The organism is Agromyces protaetiae (assembly GCF_030866785.1).
Lineage (GTDB): Bacteria > Actinomycetota > Actinomycetes > Actinomycetales > Microbacteriaceae > Agromyces > Agromyces silvae.
Window position 1 is genome coordinate 962,859 of record NZ_CP133018.1, and the last position, 19,630, is coordinate 982,488.

The following is a 19,630-nucleotide window of genomic DNA, read 5'->3' on the forward strand; positions in this document are numbered from 1 at the left end:
ACCCCTTCTCGGCGGGCGGCGCCGACGGCCTATGCGCGCACGAACGCCAGCAGCGCCTCGGTGACCTCGTCGGCGTGCGTCCAGAGCAGGCCGTGCGGAGCGCCCTCGATCTCGACGTACGTCGCGTCGGGCAGGCGCTTGGCGAACTCACGCGCGGTCGAGTCGATCGGCAGGATGCGATCGCCGGTGCCGTGCAGGATGAGCGACGGGACATCGACCTTCTCGATGTCGGCCCGGAAGTCGGTGAGCCACGACTGCACGACCGCCGATGCGGCGAACCACGACGCACCCGCGGCGACGTTCCAGCTTCCCCGGACGGCGGCCTCGCTGATGCGGTTGCCGAGGTTCTCGTCGAGGTTGTAGAAGTTCTGGAAGAAGTCGTCGTACCAGGCGAAGCGGTCGGACGTCGCCGCCTGCTCGATGCCCGCGAAGACGTCGTTCGGCACGCCGGCGGGGTTGTCGGCGGTCTGCAACAGGTACGGCTCGAGCGACGCGAGGAACGCGGCCTTCGCGACGCGCTCGCTGCCGTAGGCGCCGAGATAGCGGCCGACCTCGCCCGTGCCCATCGAGAATCCGACGAGGATCGCGTCACGCAGGTCGAGGGTGTCGAGCACGACCTTGAGGTCGGCGGCGAACGTGTCGTAGTCGTACCCGGTCGTGGGCTTCGAGGACTTGCCGAAGCCGCGACGGTCATAGGTGATGACGCGGTAGCCCGCGTCGAGGAGGGCCGCAGACTGCTTCTCCCATGAGGAGCCGTCGAGCGGATAGCCGTGGATCAGGACGACGGGCTGCCCGGCGCCATGGTCTTCGTAGTACAGGTCGATGTTCGTCGAGTTCTCGGTGCCGACGGTGATGTACGCCATGTTCGTGCTCCTCGCTGATTCGAGGCCGCAGATCCGGTCGGGAGCGGCCCATGGACAGCACAACACACGTTCGCCGGGCTGTCTTCCCCGGATCCGGCGGTCGCGTCGTCAGCGCGCAGAGGTGACCGCCCGCGCGCGGAGCGCGCGCGGGGAGACGCGGCGGCGTGCGGCGATCCCCGCGACCACGAGCAGCGCGCCGGCGAGCAGGGCCAGTACGAGCCCGAGCGTGGCCGCGGCGGGGTTCTGACCGAGCCCCGAGGCCGCCCCGAGCAGCAGGTCGCGCGCCGCAGCGGTCGGCAGGGCGCTCGCGGCTCCCGTGACCGCGGCGGGCACGGTCGACGACAGGCCGGCAGCGAGCGCCAGGACGCCCGCGAGGACCGCGAGCACCCGGCCGATGCCGCCGAACGCCGCCGCGAGCCCTTCGTTCACGACGGCGAACACGGCACCGATGAGCAGGCACGCCCCGACCGTCGCGATGCCCTGCGCCGGCGTCACGGTGAGCGCGACGAGCACCGCGATCGACACGATCGCGCCCTGCACCGCACCGACCGCGGCCATCGGCCAGAGCGCCCGCCAGGCGATCGCGATCGACGACGCCGAGGTCATGAGCTCCCGCCGGGGAACGGCACGCCGTGCAAGTGCGGCCGCGAGTGCGCCGATCCACAGTGCGAGCACCGCGAACAGCGGCACCGACGACAGGCCGGGCGGGATCTCGGTCTGGTCGGCGCGAACGGGGTCGGCGACCACGTTCGACAGCGTCGCGACGTCGTCGTCGGAGTAGACGGGGATCTGCTCGACCGCGGTCGCGAGCCCGTCCGCGAGCTGGGCGGCGCCGGTGTCGAGCTGCGCCGCCCCGGCCGCGAGGCTCTGCGCGCCCGCGTCGAGCGAGGCCGCGCCGCTGGCCGAGGCATCCGCCCCGCTCGCGATCGCGGCCGCACCGCCCGCCGAGCCGTCGATGCCGCCGACCAGCGCGGGCATCGCCTGCGCGAGCGCGTCGGCACCCGATGCGACCTGCCCGGCACCGCCCGCGAGCGCGCCGACCCCGGCATCCGCGTTCTGCAGACGGCCGAGCGCCGCGGTCGCCTCGCCGCACACGGTGCCCGGCCCGGGCAGCGCGCAGATGCGCGCGACGACGGCGGCGAATTCGGCCGTCGCCCCGGTGAGCGCGGTCGACGCGCTCGAGAGGGCGGATGCCACGCCGGTCGCGCCCTGCGCGAGGGCGGCGGTCTCACCCGGGAGCGGCTGCGCGGCGGCATCGAGTTGCGCGAGCCCTGTCGCGAGCTCGGCCGCGCCCGCGTCGAGCGACGCGAGCCCGGCGCTCAGCTGGTCGGCACCGCCGACGAGCTGCGCGGCGCCGGTCGACAGCTGGTCGGCTCCCGACGCGAGCGAGGATGCCCCGGCGCTCGCCTGCCCGATCTGCTCGTTGATCGTCGTGAACCCGTCGTAGACCTGCACGAGGTACTGCGCGATGAGCTGCCGGTTCAGCGCCGCCGTCGCAGCGGTCGTGACGGCCTGGGTGAGCGCCGGATCGAGGAACGCCGACGACGGCGTCGTCGCCACCTCGATCGTCGCGGGGCGCGCGTCGGCGGCGGGCCCGGCGATCGAGGTCGCGGCCGCGGAGAACGACGCCGGGATCGTCACGACCGCGGCGTACCGGCCCGAGGAGAGGCCGGCGTCGGCCTCGTCGGCGTTCGTGAGGATCCACGTGAAATCGGCGCTGTCGGTGGTGTCAGCGCTGTCGGCGCTGCCGTCGCTGCCGTCCGGCGACGGCACGGGGGTCGCGGTGGCGGGCGCGCTCGTCGCCGGCGCATCGCCCGCCGGCTGGCCGCCGACGCCCGCGGCTGCGGTGTCGCTGCCTGTACCGGCGCTCGCGCCCGACCCGGACGCCGGTGTCGCCGCGGATGTCTCGCCGCTCGCCCCTGCGATCAACGCGGCCGCGAACTGGCGCCCCAGCGGGATCGTCTGATCGTTCACGGTCACCGGCTCATCCTCGTTCACGATCGCCGCGGTGACCCGGTCCAGCTGCTGGGTCGGCGCCCCGAGCGACGCGATGAGCAGACCACCGATGAGCAGCGGCAGCGCCGCGAGCCCGACGACCGACGCCGGCCCGAACCGTTCCGCGCCGGCGCTCGCCGAGAACCCGCCCGCCCGCGTCATGTGCCCATCCCCGACGCCGATCCACCCGGCCGCTGCGCAGCACCCGACCGACGATCCGAGCCATCGGGTCGTGCGCGCTCCTCATCGGGCTCCCGCGTGCCGTGCAGGCCTGACGGCGTTCCGAGGTCGCCATCCGGCTCGGCCTCGGCCGCGAACACGCCATCCGACCGCGCCGCGAGGCCGGGCGTGCGCGCATCCTCCGCGTCAGCCGCTCCGAGCGCGACCCGGTGCACCCGCATGCCCTCCGGAGTGAGTCCCGCGGCCCCGCCGCCGCTCGCCACGACGACGGTGAGCGGCGCGCGTCCATCGTGGCGGCTCCGGCGCGAGGCATCCGTCAGCACCGCTCGCAGGTCGTCACGCGACGCGGCGTCGGCGAGGCGGTCGACGCCGTCGAGCATGACGAGCTCGGGCCGATGCGCGAGTGCGTCGCGCAGCCGGTCGACGGCCTCGCCGTCGCCGTCGGTGCCGAGGTCGACGTAGGCGGACCGCCGCCGCAGGGTCCCGCCGCGCGGCGGCACGGCGAGCCCGGCGAGCTTCGCGCGGCCCTCGCTCACCGGCGCGCGGCCGCCGAGGGCGAGCAGCACCGCGCTGCGTTCGGCGGCTGAACCGCCGGACACGACAAGGGCCTCGCCGGCGGCCACCATCGCGTCGATCGGGGCGATGCCAGGCGTCGCAGCCACGCGCACGCGCTCCACGGCGATCGCGCTCCCTGCCGCGCCCGCCGGCCACCCCTCGAGCGCGAGCTCGGCCGCGAGTCCCTCGCCCTCGACATCGAACCGCGGCAGCACCCGGTCGAGCGCGCGCGGCATCCACCACGCACGCTCGCCGAACATGACGAGCACCGCGGGGATCAGCGACATCCGAACCAGGAACGCGTCGATCGCGACGCCCACCGCGAGCCCGAACGCGATGGGCTGAATCGAGGCGTCGCCCTCGGGCACGAATGCGACGAACACGGCGAACATGATGATCGCGGCCGCGGTGACGACGCGCGCCGAGGCGACGAAGCCGTGCCGCACGGCGCCTGCGGCGCCCACCTCGTCGCCGTGGTGCACGAACTCCTCGCGCATGCGCGTGACGAGGAACACCTCGTAGTCCATCGCGAGCCCGAAGAGCACGCCCATGAGGATGATCGGCATGAAGCTGATCACGGTGCCGACGTCGGCGACGTTCAGCGCGTCCGCGAAGACGCCGTCGACGAACACGAGGCTCGTCAGCCCGAACGCCGCGGCGATCGACAGTGCGTAGCCGAGCGCGGCGGTCACGGGCACGACGATCGACCGGAACACCATGGCGAGCAGCACCAGCGAGAGCCCGACGACGAGGACGCCGAACGGCAGCAGCGCGCCGGCGAGCCGGTCGGAGATGTCGATGCCCGCGGCCGTGTACCCGGTCACCGAGAGATCCACAGCGTACTCGGCCTCGAGCGCGTCGTGCATCGACCGGATCTCGCCGACGAGATCCTTGGTCGCCTCCGAGTCGGGCCCGCCCTCGGGGATGACCTGGACGACGCCGGTGTCGCCGGTCTCGTTGGGCGTCGCGAGGGGCACGGATGCCACGCCGGGCACCGCAGCGAGCTCGGTGGCGAGGTCGTCCATGAGTCCGACGGGATCCGTGCTCTGGATGATCTGCCCGGTGACGAGCAGCGGCCCGTTGAACCCGGGCCCGAAGTGCTCGGAGACGAGGTCATAGGTCACGCGACCCGGCGCGTCCTCCTCGAGCGAGCCCGCATCTGGCAGCGCGAGCCGCAGACCCGCGGCCGGCACGGCCGCGAGCGCGAGCAGGCCGACGATGCCGATGACGGTCACGATCGGCCAGCGCGTCACGCCGCGCACCCACCCGGTGAAGAACCGGGACGGGGGAGGTGCGGCCGGTTCCGGCGCCTCGTCAGAGACATCCGCGCGCGCCGCCGGCCGGAACCGCTTCGCCACGACCCGCCACCTCGCGAACCCCAGCAGCGCGGGCGTGAGCGTGATCGACACCGCGACCGCGACGGCCACCGCGAACGCGGCCGCGACGCCCATGGTCGTGAGGAACGGGATGCCCGCGACGGTGAGCCCGACGAGCGCGATGATCACGGTCGTCGCGGCGAACACCACGGCCGACCCCGACGTGGCGACGGCGCGCGCGGCGGATTCCTCGGGCGGCACGCCGGCCTTCAGCTGATCCTGATGCCTCGAGATGATGAACAGGGCGTAGTCGATGCCGACCGCGAGGCCGAGCATGAGCGCGAGCAGCGGGGTCGTCGAGGTCACGGTCACGAAGCGCGTGGCGATCAGCACGACGCCGAGCGAGACACCCACGCCGAGGAGCGCCGTGATGAGCGGCATGCCCGCGGCGACCAGCGACCGGAAGGTGAGGAGGAGCACCACGAGCGCGACGGCGATGCCGATGAGCTCGGTCACGCTGATGCCGGTCGCGGTCTGCGAGAAGAGCTGCCCGCCGACCGCGACCTGCGAGCCCGCGGGCAGCGTGTCCGCGAGGTCGGCTCCGGCCTGCTGCAGGGCGTCGGCCGTCTCGGGTGTGACCGACGATGTGCCGACGGTGAGCTGGATGGGCACGAGCGCGGCGAGTCCGTCGGGGCTGAGGTTGGCGCTCCCGGGCTCGGCGTACGGCGACGAGACCTGCGCAACCTGGGGGAGGGTCGAGATGTCGTCGATCGCCTGTTCGATCGCGGCCTCGAAGGCCGGATCGGTCGCATCGCCGCCCGTCGGTGCGACCGCGACGAGCTGGGCGGATGCCCCGCTGAGCTGCGGGAACGTGCGCGCGAGTGCGTCGAGCGCGTCCTGCGATTCGGTGCCCGGGATGCGATACGTGTTGTCGGTGCCCGTACCGATCGCGGCGGCGCCGGCGACGAGCACGGCGAGCACAGCGACCCAGAGCCCCATCACGAGCCAGCGGGCCCGGAAGGCCCAACGGCCCAGCGAGTAGAGCACCGAGGACATGCTCGACCCCCTTCGGGTCGCCGTCGTCCCTCAGCCTCCGCACTCGAGCCCGGGACTGCCCCTCAGGCTAGGACCGCGGCGGAGCGGTACGCAAGTAATCCTCGGATTCATGGATCCTTCCCGCGCCGGTGGGATACTGATACTCTACCCGCATGCGAAAGATCATCATGGCAACTGCACTGTCATTCGCGCTCCTGACCGTGGGGGTGCCGACCGCCGCGAGTGCGAGCGATGCAGCGCCGTCACCGTCGGCCGGCTCGTACGACGCCTATTCCGAGGTGGTGTTCGACGACACCATCGAGTGGGCCGACGGTCAGGCGTGGTCGGGCACGTGCAAAGACGGGTACTGGCTCGACAAGCGGGCGGGGACTCCCGGCAAGTCGATGGGTCAGGGGTTCACGGCCACCGGCCAGCTCTATGCCCTGACGCTCGTCGAGTATCCATGGCGGCGAGTCAAAGATGGGTCGAGCGTCAAGGGGTCCGGGGGAGATGTGACGAACATCAGTCCCCTTTTCGACGAGCACTACCTCAAGATCACGATGTCGTGCACGAACGACCCCGCGTACGCCTGGGTGCCGTGATCCGGCGCGCCATTGCCGTGGCGCGGGTGGGTGGATAAGGTAAGGCTCACCTAATATCCTCTGCCCCAGGAGCTTGCCGTGGCCTCGAGCAACATCACCGTCACGCACGCCGAGACCGGCGTGATCACCGCCGAGGTGGTCGAGGCGCGGCGCATCTCACCGCATTTCGTCCGGCTCACGATCGAGGGCGCCGACCTCGCGAATTGGCGCGACCTCGGCTTCGACCAGTGGTTCCGCCTCGCGGTGCCGACGTCGGACGCCACGCGGTTCGACAACCTCGCCGACACGTTCGACACCGCCGGGTACCTCAGGTACCTGACCTTGCCGCGGTCGACGCGGCCGGTGATCCGCAACTACACCGTGCGCGCGTTCCGCGCCGAGTCGCGCGAACTCGACATCGACTTCGTCGTGCACGGCGACGAGGGCGTCGCGGGGCCGTGGGCGGGCGGGCTTCCGCTCGGGGCATCCGTCGGGCTCATCGACCAGGGGTGCGGCTACACGCACACCGACGCCGACCACACGCTGCTCGTGGGCGACGAGAGCGCGTTGCCCGCGGTCGTCGGCATCCTTCGCGACCTGCCACGCGATACGCGCGGCGACGCGATCGTCGAGATCGCGGACCTCGACGACCGCCAGACGGTCGAAGCTCCCGCCGGCGTCGAGGTGCACTGGGTCGTGCGCGAGCCGGGCCGGCGCGTCGGCGAGGCCGCGCTCCAGCACCTCACCGACCTGCCGCCCATCGACGGCACGGTCTCGGCGTTCGCCGCAGGGGAGTCGAAGCTCGCGACCGGCGCACGCCGTCACCTCGTGAACGAGCGCGGCGTGCCGAAGCCGAACATCACCTTCTGCGGGTACTGGCGCGCCCGCTGACAATCACGGCGATCTGCGCGACACGGTCTGGTGGTGTGGCGCGAATGGCCCGTTGGGCTGTGCCGTGGCAGCGTTTTGCGCGACAGGGTCTGGTGGTGTGGCGCGAATCGTCCGGTCGGCTCACGCGAACGCGCGGAGTTTGTCCGGGTTGAGCACGATCCAGATGCGGCCGATGCGGGCTGTGTCGGGTGCCGCGGCGCCGGTCGCGCCGGTCGCCCCGGTCGTCACCGCCCCGCTCACGCCGAACTGCATGACCGCTTCGACGCCGCCGTCGCGGTTCACCACCACGAACCCGAGGCGTCCGTTGACCGCACGCTCCTCGATCGAGACATCCGGTCGCTTGGCGAGGATGCCGAGCAGGAACCGAGCGACGCCCTCGGCGCCCTCGACCGGTCGCCGCGCGGCGCGCACCTTGCCGCCGCCGTCGCTCGTCGACACGACGGCCGGGTCGAGCACCGCGATGAGCGCGGCGAGATCGCCCGCCTCGCAGGCGAGCCGGAACGCGGTGACGAGCCGATCGTGATCGACGGCGGACGCCGGCCGGCTGCGCGCGTCGCGCAGATGCCGCCGCGCCGAGGTCGCCAGCTGCCGGGTCGCCGCGGGCGAACGTTCCACGATCTCCGCGATCTCGGGGAACGGCAGCGCGAACACCTCGTGCAGCACGAACACGACCCGCTCCGCGGGCGTGAGCGCCTCGAGCACGACGAGCAGCGCCATGCTCACCGAGTCGTCGAGCGCGACGCGGTCGAGCGGATCGACCGCGATCGTCGCGCCCGGCCCGACGTCCGTGGGCACGGGCTCGGGCAGCCACGGACCGACGTACCGCTCTTTGCGCACGCGCGCCGAGTCGAGCACATTGAGGCACAGCCGCGACGCGGTGGTCGTGAACCAGGCCGCGGGCCGTTCGACGGCGGCCCGCTGGTCGCCGCTGAGCTGATACCAGCGCACGAACGTCTGCTGCACGATGTCCTCGGCGTCGTTCCAGGAGCCCAGCATGCGGAACGCGAGGTTCATGAGACGCCGGCGCTCGCCGAGGAGCTCGGGCAGCGCCGCGTCGGGCGGCGCGGTGTCGGTCGGCATGGGGCCATCCTCACATCGCCGGCCGCGCGCCGCATCGATCTCGCGCCGCCGCATCACATTTCGGAGCGTTGCGCGGTCGTAGCTGGTGTGAACACACTGTGGAGACGACTGTTCCTCTGGCTGCTCGCCGCGCTGGGCGTGTTCGTGGGCGGCTGGGCGCTCGTCGCACCCCGCGAGTTCTACGACTCGTTCCCGTTCCCGCCGGTCTTCGGCCCGTGGGTGTCGGGCGACGGCCCGTTCAACGAGCACCTGATCCGCGACGTCGGATCGCTCTACCTCGCGCTGGCGGCCGCGAGCGCGGTCGCGGCGCTCATGCGCCGGGCGGATGCCTCGGTCGCGGTCGGCGTCGCCTGGCTGGTGTTCTCCGTGCCCCACCTGGTCTACCACCTCGGGCACCTCGATCATCTCGCGCCGATCGACGCGATCGGGCAGCCGATCTCGCTCGCGGCGTCGCTCGTGCTCGCGATCCCGCTGTGCATCCCGCCGCGGCGCGAGCGCGCGAACCCCGCCACGACCACCGAACGAGAGGAAGCCGCACGATGAAGATCGCCGTCGCAGGAGGGACGGGCGCCGTCGGGCGCCAGGTCGTCGCCAGGGTCGAGGAGCTCGGCCACGAATCCGCCGTGCTGACCCGCTCGTCGGGTGTCGACCTGGTCGCCGGCACCGGGATCGCCGGCGCGCTCGCGGGGGTCGACGTGGTCATCGACGTCGCCTCGGTGCAGACGCAGTCGGCCGAGAAGTCGCGCGAGTTCTTCGGTGCGGTCACCCGCAACCTGCTCGCCGCCGAGGCGACGGCGGGCGTGGGACACCACGTCGCACTCTCGATCGTGGGCACCGATCGTGCGCCCGAGGGCTACTACGCGGGCAAGCAGCTGCAGGAGCAGCTCGTCGGAGCGGGTGCGGTGCCGTGGACGCTGCTCCGCGCGACGCAGTTCTTCGAGTTCGCCCCGCAGATCCTCGGCCAGACGACGTTCGGGCCGCTCGCGCTCGTGCCCAAGATGCGCTCGCAGCCGGTTGCGGCCCGCGAGGTCGCGGTGCGGCTGGTCGAGCTCGCGACGGGGGCACCGGCCGGACGTGTGCGCGACCTGGCGGGTCCGCGCGAGGAGCGCATGGCCGACCTCGCACGCCGCTGGCTCAGGGCGAACGGGCGGAAGACGCGCGTGCTCGAGTTCCCGCTGCCAGGGGCGTTCGGGCGCGCGATGCGAGCGGGGATCCTGCTGCCTGCGCCCGGGAGCGCCGATCTCGGCACGCAGTCGTTCGACGAGTGGCTCGCAGCGGAGGTCACGCCGCAGACGTAGCCTGCGCACCTTCGGACGCCGCAGACGTAACCTGCGCACCGGTGGGCGTCCGCGCGCCGAACGCCGCCGCGAGCACCTGCCGTCGCAGCTCGTTCGCCCGCTCGGCGAACCCGCGCTGCCGCCTGACGTACTCGGCCTTGCCGTCGGCGGTCTCGATGCGCACCGGCTCGCCGCCCCACGGCTCCATGTCGTAGGGCGAGGCCTGCATGTCGAGGTACCGGATGTCGCGCGCGAGCTCGAACGCGTCGAGCAGGAGCTCGCCGGGCACGAGCGGGCCGAGCTTCACCGCCCATTTGTAGACGTCCATGTTCGCGTGCAGGCAGCCGGGTTGCTCGAGCTCGGGCTGTGACTCGCGCGTGGGCGCGAAGCGGTTGCGGGGTGTCGCCTCGGGCGTGAAGAACCGGAACGCGTCGATGTGAGTGCAGCGGAGGTCGTGCGCGTCGACGACCTCGTCGGTCGCGCCCTGGCCGAGCCGCAGCGGCACGGGGTGCCGGTGCGCACGCTGCCGGTACACCATCGCCCACTCGTGCAGTCCGAAGCATCCGAACGATCCGGGCCGCGACACCGTGGACCGCAGGATGCGCTCGACCGCCGTGAGCAGCGGCGCCTTCTCGCGCCGCATCGCGGCCGCGTCGACGGTGAGCGAGCCGGCGGTCGCCCCGGGCGCGTACCAGCGCCAGCCGGCGCGGGGTTCGGTGCCGCCTGGTCCGCCCGTGGCATCCGCCAGCTCGACGCCCGTGCCCGGGTGCCAGCGACGCAGCAGGCTCGGTGAGTACGCGTAGTAGGTGAACAGGAAGTCCTCGATCGGATGCGTCTCGCGGCGCGCGGTGCGCGCGCGATGCCCGGCGGTGAGCGCGTCGGCGCGTGCCGCGTGCGCACGTTCGCGTTCGCGCCATTCGGCGGCGGGCAGGATCGTCACGCGCTCGATCGTAGGCGACGTTCTGATGGCGCGCGCATGGATGGCGCTCAGGAGGCGCCGAGCATCATCCACCGCTCAGGGGCGTCGATGGCCGCGAACCCGAACCGCTCGTAGAGTCCATGCGCGTCGCCCGTCGCGAGCACGATGCGACCCACGCCGAGCGCCCGGATCTCGGTCACCACGTGCCCGACCAGCGCGACGCCCACGCCCTCGCCGCGCACCGACCGGTCGACGTACACGTCGCACAGCCACGCGAACGTGACGCCGTCGGTCACGACGCGCGCGTAGGCGACCTGGTCACCGGATGCCTCGTCGTACGCGCCGTAGTTCCGCGAGCCGTCGATCGCCGCGTCCTGGACCTCGCGGGGCCGGCCGATCGCCCAGTACGCGTCGGTGCTCAGCCAGCGGTGGACGCGTTCGCGATCCAGGTCGGCGGGGTCGGATGAGATGCGGAAGGCGAGGACCATGCGACTATCCTGCCAATCCGTGCGGGGTGTGGGCGCCGGGTCAGGCGGCCGGGTTGGTGGCCTGCCCGTCGAGCCAGAGCCGGTCGGACGCGTCGCTGTGGGTGCCGCCGGTGCCGACGTGCTTCGCCGAGATCCGGTCACCCTTGGTGATGACGTGGACCAGCGCCATCGCATGGCCGTGGCCGAGACCGTAGTCCTCCTTGAGCCAGGCGACGATCGGCGTGGCCTTGGTCGACGAATCGAATCCGCGCTCGCGAGCGAGCTCGATGAACTGGCGCGGGGTGAGGCCGGTCTTGGTCTCGATGTTGTCGAGGTAGGACTGGAAGGACATGACTGCGTGCTCCTGTCGGGGTCTGGGTCGGGGTCGGTGGGTGTCGTGGCTCAGAGCTCGTCGGCGAACTCTTGGATGATCATGTCGGATGCGTGGATGCACAGGATGCGAAGTCGCTGCGTGCCGCCGGCCGTGAAGGCGTGCCAGACGCCTGCGCCGACGGTCGCGGTGTCGCCGGCGACGGCCGTGACCTGCTCATCGCCGATCGTGATGACGGCTTCGCCGTCGAGCACGACCCAGGTCTCGGCGTACGGGTGCCGGTGCAGATCGGGCCCGTCGTCCGGTGCTGCGTCGACGTAGAAGTAGGAGATGCCGGCGCCGTGCTCACGGCCGACGAAGCGGCGGCTGCGGCCGGTTCCGATGCGGATGGATTCCGGCGAGACGATCGCGGTGGTGGCGCTGGTGGTGGTGGCGCTGGAGGTGGCGGTGGACATGCGTTCAGCCTCGGCCACGAGGCATCCGCTCGATAGCATTTCGATGTGGATCGAAACGTCGTCGACTTCCGGCTGGCGCCGGACGACATCTCGGCGATTCGATTCGGCGTCTCGCCGGGCCATGAGCTGTGCCATGCGGTGCGCGTGGTGCTGCGTCCGCCGGAGCATCCGTTGCAGTGGGGCTGGCTGCGTGCGGTACGCGACCGCGTGCCGCGTGACTCGTTCGACCTGCTCGCGCTCGTGATCGGGGCTGAGGGCTACTTCCCGGACTTCTTCACGACCACGCCGACCTGGGACGTGACGCCCGACGATGAGGCCGAGCGGCTGCGCCGCGTGCCACCCGAGCTCATGCGGGCGGACCTCGGCAAGATGATCGATCGCTCGACCGGCGCTCGCCGGGCCGCGATCGTGCGCATGCGCGAGCAGCCAGAGCTGACGCGCGAGCTCATCGCCGACGCCTGGCTCGAGGTGTGGGCGGCGCTGCTCGCGCCGGTCTGGGAGCAGCTGGAACGGATCCTCCGCGCCGACATCGCGGTGCGTTCACGACGGATCGCCGCGCACGGCGTCGCGCAGATGGTGGGCGCGCTGAACCAGGCGGTCGAGTGGCACGGCGACGCGGTGCGGGTCGCGATGCGCACGCACCGGGAGGTGCTCGACTGCCGGGGGAGCGGGCTCGTCCTCGTACCGTCGGTCATGGCCGCTCGCTGCGCGGTGCTGACCGAGCCGCCCGCGCAGCCCACGCTGTTCTACCCCGCCCAAGGCGTGACGGAGACGTGGGCACGCGACTCGGCCGAGGCGGCGCGCGCACTCGCCGCGCTGGTCGGTCCGGCACGGGCCGCGATCCTGCTCGCGGGGCACGAGCCACGCACGACCTCGGAGGTCGCGGCCGACGGCGGCCTCGCGGTGTCGACCGCATCGCACCACCTCACCGTGCTGCGCAACGCCGGGCTGATGCAGAGCACGCGAGACGGGGCCCGCGTGCGGCACGTGCGCACGCCGCTCGGCGAGGCGATGGTGGGCGGCGGGGTGTAGGCGGCGGGGTGTAGGCGGTGGGGTGTAGCTGTAGTGCACAGGGGGAGTGACGGAACGCATGGCGATCGGCGGTCAGAATGGGGGCGGCTCGTGCTCTGACGCTGATGCCGGTGGGGGCGGCGCGGTGCGGATGCCCTCGGGAAGGGTGCGGTACCGCGCACCGGTCAGGGAGGTCCACTCGAGCACGCCGTGCTCGAGGTGCCGAACCGACCAGGCGGTGTCGTGTTTCAGGTGGTGATGGGCCGCACAGAGGTGCGCGAGGTTGTCGTGCGCTGTGCGCCCCTGCTGGCCGGCCCAGTCCTCGGAGTGGTCGAGGTCGCAGCCGATCGCGGGGCGGCCGCACCCCGGGAACCGGCACGTCTGGTCGCGGACCTGGAGCCATTTCCGGAGATCGGCGGGGACGCGGTAGCTGGTGCGGTCTACGTCGAGCACTGCGGATGTGACGGGGTGGGTCAGCAAGCGAGTGAATGATGGGGCCTGGCTCGCGAGCTTCCGAGATGTGTCGGCGTCGATGGGACCGTACCCGTCGAGTGTGCCGGGGTCGTCGGTGCGGCCGATGAGCGTCATCACGGGTACCGTCACGTGCACCGTCGGCCGGATGCCCGTCAGCACTTCGCGAGCGCGCGAGTAGTTGGCTGGGGTGGTGCCGGGTTGTGCGGTGCCGGGTTGTGCGGTGCCGGCTGGCGCAGCGTTGGGTGGCGCAGCGTTGCGTGGCGCAGCGTTGGGTGGCGCGGAGGTGGGTATCGGGTCGTCGGGGTGCGCGGGGTCGGGGTGCGCGGGTTGAGGGAGCGCAGGGTCGGGCGGAAGCCCGTACAACAGGAGATCGCGCGCGAGGTCGGCTCGGAGCTGGTCGAGCCCTCTTTCGGACCCGGGGTCGCGCGGCGACCGATCGGCGCGGTCATGCAGGTGGTCGGAACGGCGCCGCCGGTCGGGAGCAGGCCGCCGGTCGGAATCGGGCCGGCCGTTGGGACCGGTTCGTTGGTCGGAATCGGGCAGGCGGTTGGCGGCCTGACACAGTCGATTCTTGATCAGCAGCGCATCGGCCGCCGGCAGCAAGAGGTGCAACCACGCCATGCCATCCCGTGCAGGGTGTACCTCGACCCGGCGCTCGGCGCGTGCCTTCGCGTGCCTCGCGGCGATCGAGTCGGCCTGCACACGTTCGACGAGCTGCCGAGTGGCCCGCCGCAGTTGGGCCGGGTTCACGGTACGCGCGAGTTCTGCGAGCTGCCCATCGAGTGCCGCGACGAGCTCGGGTTGGCCGGTGAGCGGCTCGATCGCGTCGATGGCCGCTTTCGCCTGCTCGTAGTCCACGTCGCCGCGGCGCATTGCGTCGAGGACAGCCGGCAACTGCCGGCAGAGCACCGCGGCATCCGACGCGAGGCGATCGACCCGTCGCTCGGTCATCTTCAACGCGACGGCGAGCTCGGCGATCGCCGCTCGTCGCGCGAGGTCCCGCGCCGGCGCGCCGTCGAATCGGGCGGACACGAAGGACTCCGTGTGCGCGGCGGCAAACTCGAGTACCCGGAACACATGGGACAGCCGCTGCGCGTCGTGCCTCGCGGCCGTGCGTCGCTGGGCGACCGCCGCCTCGACCAGCAGAGCCAATCCATCATGCGGGGCCGGCGACACCGTCGGGCGCCCGTCGTCGGCGCCAGAGGCGGGTGCGGCTGACGGCGGAGGTTCGGACATACGAAGAGCATAGCAATATGCTCGAACACATGTTCGAACTCGGCCAACCTGTGGAGAACTGCTGACGCGTCTTCGCGGTATCTCGCCCCTCAGGCAAGGCACCAGTCCGGTCACGCCGCAGCGCCGATCTCCGTCGAGCGCCGGATGTGCGAGGTGTCCCGACCGCTGGGCTCCAGCGGTCAGTGATACCGGCCGCTGTACGCGTTGATCGCGGGCTGCCCGCCGAGGTGGGCGTAGAGCACGTTCGAGTCCTTCCCGATCTCGCCGCTCGACACGAGATCGATGAGTCCCGCCATCGACTTGCCCTCGTACACCGGGTCGAGGATCACGCCCTCGAGACGCCCGGTCAGGCGCATCGCCTCGTCCGTCGACTCCACCGGGATGCCGTACTCGTCGCCGGCCCAGCCCTCGAGCACCGTCACCTCGTCGTCGCGGAGGGAGCGCCCGACGCCGATCAGCTCGGCCGTGTTGCGCGCGATGCGCCCGACCTGCTCGCGGGTCTCGTCGAGCTTGGCGGACGCGTCGATGCCGATCACGCGACGCGGGCGTCCGCCGAAGTTCGCCTCCAGGTCGGCGAACCCGGCGATCATGCCGCCGAGCGTCGAGCCGGTGACGGCGCACACCACGATCGTGTCGAAGAACACGCCGAGCTCGCGCTCCTGCGCGGCGACCTCGTGCGCCCAGTTCGCGAAGCCGAGCCCGCCGAGCCGGTGATCCGAGGCGCCCGCCGGGATCGCGTACGGCGTGCCGCCGGCCGCCTCGACGTCGGTGATCGCCTGCCGCCACGATTCCTTGAACCCGATGCCGAACCCGGCGGGCGAGAGGCGCACGTCGGCACCCATGAGCCGTGACAGCAGGATGTTGCCGACCCGGTCGTTGACCGCGTCGGGCCAGTTCACCCAGTGCTCCTGCACGAGCACGGCCTTCATGCCGAGGTGCGCGGCGACCGCGGCCACCTGCCGGGTGTGGTTGGACTGCACGCCGCCGATCGAGACGAGCGTGTCCGCGCCCTGCGCGAGGGCGTCCGGCACGAGGTATTCGAGCTTCCGGACCTTGTTGCCGCCGTAGGCGAGCCCGCTCGCGACATCCTCTCGCTTCATCCAGATGCGCGCCCCACCGAGGTGCGCGCTCAGACGGTCGACCGGATGCACCGGGCTCGGCCCGAACGTCAGTGGGTGGCGTGGGAAATCAGAGATGGGCATGGGCTGGCTCCTGATGCTGGTCGGCAGATTCGGCGGTACGGATGGCTGGGAGGGCGGATGGCTGGGGTCGCGGTGGTCAGGATGGCGGATGTCTCGACGCGGATGCCTCGGACTGCGGATGTCTCGACGCGGATGGTCACGGCGTGGCCGGCGTCTCCTCGAGCTCGAGCAGTCGGCCGAGCGTCGACCAGTTCTCACGCGCGGCGAGCGCGGCCTCGTCGGCGAGGCCGGCCGCGCACAGTTCGACGATGCGCTCATGGTCGGTGACCGACCCGCGGCCCGCGAGCGAGCCGAAGCGGGCGCGTTCGAGGCGGCGCAGTTGCGGGGTGACCTGTTCGAGGAGGGCTGGCAGCAACGGGTTGGCGCTGGCGCGGACGGCCACACCGTGGAAGTCGTCGTCCGCGGCGATCGCGGCGTCCACGTCGCCGGCGTGGAGCGCGGACGAGAACGCGTCGTTGGCCGTGCGCATGGCGTCGAGATCGGCCTGGGTGAGCTGCGGCACGGCCTCACGAACCGCGAGCTCGTGCAGGGAGGCGGCGATCCGCTGGGCCGCGAGCGCGGCTCGCGTGTCGAGCGGGGAGACGATGGTCTGCTTCGCGCGCTGGGTGCGGACGAGCCCGGCGAGCTCGAGGCGCGCGATCGCGTCCCGGATCGGCGTGCGGCTCACGCCGAGCCACTGCTCGAGCTCGGGGTCGCGGAGGCGTTCGCCCGGGGCGAGCTCGCCGCTGACGATCGCGTCCCGGAGCTCGGTGTACGCGTAGTCGCGCAGCGAGGCCGGACGCGCGACTCGGGGGCTGGTCAGCGGCATGTGAAATATTGCACGTTACTGGCGGGCAAAAGTCAAACCCGACGTCGGTGATCCTCGGCCGTGGAGCGGGCCGCATCGCCCGTGCGCACGCCTCGTTCGCAAGCCCTCGGCGGTGTCGGTGGCGGGTGCCAGACTGACCCCGTGCTACTCGATGAGCTCGTAGGGGTCGCAGAGGCCGTCGCGTCGACGAGATCGCGTCTCGCGAAGGTCGATGCGCTCGCCGGCGTGCTCCGGGCGCTCGCGCCCGACGAGCTGGCTCCGGCCATCGGCTTCCTCCTCGGCAAGCCGCGACAGGGTCGGGTGGGCGTCGGCTGGCGAGGGCTGTCGAAGGCATCGGCCGATCCTGCGGGCGAGCCGAGCCTCACGATCGCCGACGTCGACGAGTTCCTCGCGCGTCTCACGACGCTGTCCGGCGCGGGCTCGGCCGAGCGCCGCACGACGGCCGTCCGCGACCTGACCGCGCGAGCGACGCAGCGCGAGCAGGACTTCCTCGGCCGCATGCTGCTCGGCGAGATGCGCACCGGTGCGCTCGAGGGCGTCGTGATCGACGCGATCGCACGCGCGGCCGACCGGCCCGGCGAGGCCGTGCGGCGCGCGGCCATGCTCTCGGGCGACCTCGGCGAGACCGCGCGCGTCGCACTGACCGGCGAGCCCGGCGACCTCGAGGCGGTCGGTCTCGTCGTGGGCCGGCCGGTGCTGCCGATGCTCGCGGCGACGGCGGCCACCGCCGCCGAGGCGGTCGCGACCACCGGCGAGGCATCCGTGGAGTACAAGCTCGACGGAGCGCGCATCCAGGTGCACCGCGACGGTGACGACGTCCGGGTGTACACGCGCAACCTCGCCGACATCACCCGTCGCCTGCCCGAGGTGGTCGAGGTGGTCAGCGCGATGCCGGTACGCGAGGTCATCCTCGACGGTGAGACGCTCGCCCTCGACGAGAACGACGCCCCGAGACCGTTCCAAGACACCATGTCCCGGTTCGGGGCCGAGGCCGCGCGCGAAGCGGTGCTGCATCCGTGGTTCTTCGACGTGCTGCACGTCGACGGCCGCGACCTCATCGACGAGCCGCTCGCGGTGCGGCGCGCGGAACTCGAACGCATCGCGCCGGCGCACCGCATCCCCGGGGTCATCACCGCAGACCCCGGCGAGGCCGAGCGCGTCTCACGCGAGGCGCTCGACGCCGGGCACGAGGGCGTCGTGGTGAAGGCCGTCGATTCGAGCTACGCCGCGGGCCGGCGCGGGTCGAGCTGGGTGAAGGTGAAGCCCGTGCACACCTACGACCTCGTCGTGCTCGCCGCCGAGTGGGGGTACGGGCGGCGCACGGGCTGGCTGTCGAACCTGCATCTCGGAGCGTACGACCCCACGGGCGAGTTCGGCGACGCCGGCGGGTTCGTCATGGTCGGCAAGACGTTCAAGGGCCTCACCGACGCGCTGCTGACCTGGCAGACGACGTACTTCCAAGAGATCGAGACCGCGCGCACCGCCTCGACGGTGCAGGTTGCTCCGACCACGGTCGTCGAGATCGCGATCGACGGTGTGCAGCGCTCCAGTCGGTATCCCGGTGGCATCGCGCTGCGATTCGCTCGCGTCAAGCGCTATCGAGACGACAAGGAGCCGGCCGAGGCCGACACGATCCAATCGCTCAGATCACTGCTGCGCGGCTGAGCCCGGGCACGCAGATGGGGCCGACTCCGAGGAGCCGGCCCCATCTGACGATGCGCGATGTGCGATGTGCGATGTGCGATGTGCGATGTGCGTCAGCGGTCGAACCGCGCGCCCTCCGGGTTCGACTCGAGTGCGAGCAGGATGAGCACGATGATGCCGCCCACGATCGGGATGAACACCAGGAAGTAGAACGGCCCGCCCTTGTTCGTGTCGTGCAAGCGGCGCCACACGATCGCGAGCCACGGCACGATCGTGGCGAGGAACCACGCGATGCTGAGCACGAGGCCGATCGCGTAGGTCGGTCCGTAGACGCCGTTCTCGTCGGGGATGATCCCGGTCGACATGATGCCCGAGATGACCGCGTTCACGAGGAACACGACGAGCGCGGTCCACCAGAACTCGCTGCGGCTCGCGCGGCCGGAGAACGTGGCGTACTTCTTGAAGAACCGCGAGATGGCCTGGCCGAAGCTCGCGCCGTAGAGCGGCTGCGACAGCGGGGCGGACTGCGTGTAGGTGTCGGTCATTGAGGCTCCTTCGTAGGGTGGTGATTCGAGCCAGGCGGGCATGAGGGAGACCGCGCAGCGCGAGAGATCACGCCCACGACGTCCCCCCGGACGTCGACCAGCGATGCACAGCGTATCGGTAGCCGAGTATCCGCTTTGAGTTCCGCGATTGCCGGCGTGTCGGCTCGACGCCGGGTCAGCGGTCGAAGCGCGCGCCGGCGGGGTCCGAGGGCAGGAGGAAGAACACGAGCAGGATGATCGGACCGACGATGGGGATGAGTCCGAGGAACCAGAACGGCCCGGGCTTGTTGGAGTCGTGCAGCCGTCGCCAGGCGAGCGCGAGCCACGGCACGACGGTCGCGAGGAACCACAGACCGCTCAGGCTGGTGCTGATCCAGTTGTCCGAGTTGAACGCGAAGCTGCCGGTCGCGGGATTGATCGAGACGGCGCCGCCGCCGAACGCGGAGATGATCGAGATCGCGACGCTCACGATCACGTTCATCAGGAACCACCACCAGAACTCGCTGCGGCTCGCTCGGCCGGAGAACGTCGCGTACTTCTTGAAGAATCGGCCGATCGCCTGCCCGAACGTCGCGCCGTACAGGGGCTGCGACAGGTCGTCGGACTGGGCGTAGGTGTTCTGCGCGGTCATGGGACTCCTTCAGTGGGATGTGTACTCGCAGCGCCGGCCCCCCGGACCCCGCTGCACTGCGGTGCAGGGCGCTGCACAGCGTAGCGGTCAGGGGTGTCCGCTTTCACCCTTTGTGACGGAAACCACTCTCGATG

Annotated in this window: 19 protein-coding genes; 6 read left to right on the forward strand and 13 right to left on the reverse strand. The window is 71.8% G+C overall.

The genetic code is table 11. The annotated features are described in order from the left end of the window. Positions 1–29: 29 nt before the first annotated feature. From QU602_RS04495 to QU602_RS04505, 3 genes are all read right to left on the reverse strand, one after another. Entirely contained in the window at positions 30–863 is an 834-nt protein-coding gene (locus QU602_RS04495; protein ID WP_308799008.1) for an alpha/beta fold hydrolase, read from the reverse strand. 108 nt (positions 864–971) lie between these two features. Then, positions 972–3,020: a hypothetical protein gene (locus QU602_RS04500; protein ID WP_308799010.1), complete on the reverse strand. Its 2,049-nt coding sequence runs from the start codon at positions 3,018–3,020 to the stop codon at positions 972–974. Next, positions 3,017–5,965, reverse strand: coding sequence for an MMPL family transporter (locus QU602_RS04505; RefSeq protein ID WP_308799011.1), 2,949 nt, complete (start codon positions 5,963–5,965; stop codon positions 3,017–3,019). The genes QU602_RS04500 and QU602_RS04505 overlap by 4 nt, the downstream gene beginning before the upstream one ends. A 152-nt stretch (positions 5,966–6,117) precedes the next feature. On the opposite strand from QU602_RS04505, the gene QU602_RS04510 reads away from it, so the two are divergent. Together QU602_RS04510 and QU602_RS04515 are read left to right on the forward strand one after the other, a co-directional pair. Beyond that, positions 6,118–6,546 (forward strand): hypothetical protein, encoded by a 429-nt coding sequence (locus tag QU602_RS04510; RefSeq protein WP_308799012.1) that lies wholly within the window; start codon positions 6,118–6,120, stop codon positions 6,544–6,546. Positions 6,547–6,624: 78 nt separating this feature from the next. Continuing rightward, positions 6,625–7,416 carry a siderophore-interacting protein gene (locus tag QU602_RS04515; protein WP_308799013.1) on the forward strand — a complete coding sequence of 264 codons (792 nt, stop codon included), beginning with the start codon at positions 6,625–6,627 and terminating at the stop codon, positions 7,414–7,416. A gap of 120 nt (positions 7,417–7,536) precedes the next feature. Here QU602_RS04515 and sigJ read toward each other — a convergent pair whose 3' ends face one another. Beyond that, on the reverse strand, positions 7,537–8,496 hold the full coding sequence (gene sigJ, locus QU602_RS04520; RefSeq protein ID WP_308799014.1) for an RNA polymerase sigma factor SigJ: 960 nt from the start codon (positions 8,494–8,496) through the stop codon (positions 7,537–7,539). Positions 8,497–8,583: 87 nt separating this feature from the next. On the opposite strand from sigJ, the gene QU602_RS04525 reads away from it, so the two are divergent. Both QU602_RS04525 and QU602_RS04530 read left to right on the forward strand, forming a co-directional pair. Next, positions 8,584–9,039: a hypothetical protein gene (locus tag QU602_RS04525; RefSeq protein WP_308799015.1), complete on the forward strand. Its 456-nt coding sequence runs from the start codon at positions 8,584–8,586 to the stop codon at positions 9,037–9,039. After that, positions 9,036–9,794 carry an SDR family oxidoreductase gene (locus tag QU602_RS04530; RefSeq protein ID WP_308799016.1) on the forward strand — a complete coding sequence of 253 codons (759 nt, stop codon included), beginning with the start codon at positions 9,036–9,038 and terminating at the stop codon, positions 9,792–9,794. The genes QU602_RS04525 and QU602_RS04530 overlap by 4 nt, the downstream gene beginning before the upstream one ends. Here the strand turns inward: QU602_RS04530 and QU602_RS04535 are convergent. The 4 genes from QU602_RS04535 to QU602_RS04550 are packed head-to-tail and all read right to left on the reverse strand — an operon-like array spanning position 9,778 to position 11,945. Further along, on the reverse strand, positions 9,778–10,722 hold the full coding sequence (locus QU602_RS04535; RefSeq protein WP_373692968.1) for a 3-methyladenine DNA glycosylase: 945 nt from the start codon (positions 10,720–10,722) through the stop codon (positions 9,778–9,780). The two genes, QU602_RS04530 and QU602_RS04535, sit on opposite strands and share 17 nt — an antisense overlap. Before the next feature lie 38 nt (positions 10,723–10,760). After that, positions 10,761–11,180 carry a GNAT family N-acetyltransferase gene (locus tag QU602_RS04540; RefSeq protein WP_308799017.1) on the reverse strand — a complete coding sequence of 140 codons (420 nt, stop codon included), beginning with the start codon at positions 11,178–11,180 and terminating at the stop codon, positions 10,761–10,763. Positions 11,181–11,220: 40 nt separating this feature from the next. Next, the gene (locus QU602_RS04545; protein ID WP_308799018.1) at positions 11,221–11,511 is read right to left on the reverse strand and encodes a DUF4287 domain-containing protein; all 291 of its coding nucleotides are present in this window, start codon (positions 11,509–11,511) and stop codon (positions 11,221–11,223) included. A 50-nt stretch (positions 11,512–11,561) separates the two neighbouring features. Then, the gene (locus QU602_RS04550; protein WP_308799020.1) at positions 11,562–11,945 is read right to left on the reverse strand and encodes a cupin domain-containing protein; all 384 of its coding nucleotides are present in this window, start codon (positions 11,943–11,945) and stop codon (positions 11,562–11,564) included. A 45-nt stretch (positions 11,946–11,990) separates the two neighbouring features. On the opposite strand from QU602_RS04550, the gene QU602_RS04555 reads away from it, so the two are divergent. Next, complete coding sequence (locus tag QU602_RS04555) at positions 11,991–12,977, forward strand: ArsR/SmtB family transcription factor (protein WP_308799021.1); 987 nt, start codon at positions 11,991–11,993, stop codon at positions 12,975–12,977. 72 nt (positions 12,978–13,049) lie between these two features. On the opposite strand, the gene QU602_RS04560 is transcribed toward QU602_RS04555, so the two are convergent. From QU602_RS04560 to QU602_RS04570, 3 genes are all read right to left on the reverse strand, one after another. Next, positions 13,050–14,666 carry an HNH endonuclease signature motif containing protein gene (locus QU602_RS04560; protein ID WP_308799022.1) on the reverse strand — a complete coding sequence of 539 codons (1,617 nt, stop codon included), beginning with the start codon at positions 14,664–14,666 and terminating at the stop codon, positions 13,050–13,052. Positions 14,667–14,845: 179 nt separating this feature from the next. After that, positions 14,846–15,868: a 1-aminocyclopropane-1-carboxylate deaminase gene (locus QU602_RS04565; RefSeq protein ID WP_308799023.1), complete on the reverse strand. Its 1,023-nt coding sequence runs from the start codon at positions 15,866–15,868 to the stop codon at positions 14,846–14,848. Between the two features lie 136 nt (positions 15,869–16,004). After that, a complete protein-coding gene (locus QU602_RS04570; RefSeq protein ID WP_308799024.1) occupies positions 16,005–16,676 on the reverse strand; it encodes a GntR family transcriptional regulator in 672 nt (223 codons plus the stop codon). Between the two features lie 141 nt (positions 16,677–16,817). Between QU602_RS04570 and QU602_RS04575 the strand changes: the two genes are divergently transcribed. Beyond that, entirely contained in the window at positions 16,818–18,341 is a 1,524-nt protein-coding gene (locus tag QU602_RS04575) for an ATP-dependent DNA ligase (protein ID WP_308799025.1), read from the forward strand. 92 nt (positions 18,342–18,433) lie between these two features. Here QU602_RS04575 and QU602_RS04580 read toward each other — a convergent pair whose 3' ends face one another. Together QU602_RS04580 and QU602_RS04585 are read right to left on the reverse strand one after the other, a co-directional pair. Continuing rightward, positions 18,434–18,865, reverse strand: a complete 432-nt coding sequence (locus QU602_RS04580; protein WP_308799026.1) for a DUF805 domain-containing protein — start codon at positions 18,863–18,865, stop codon at positions 18,434–18,436. A gap of 175 nt (positions 18,866–19,040) precedes the next feature. Further along, positions 19,041–19,496, reverse strand: a complete 456-nt coding sequence (locus QU602_RS04585; protein ID WP_308799028.1) for a DUF805 domain-containing protein — start codon at positions 19,494–19,496, stop codon at positions 19,041–19,043. Positions 19,497–19,630 lie beyond the last annotated feature (134 nt).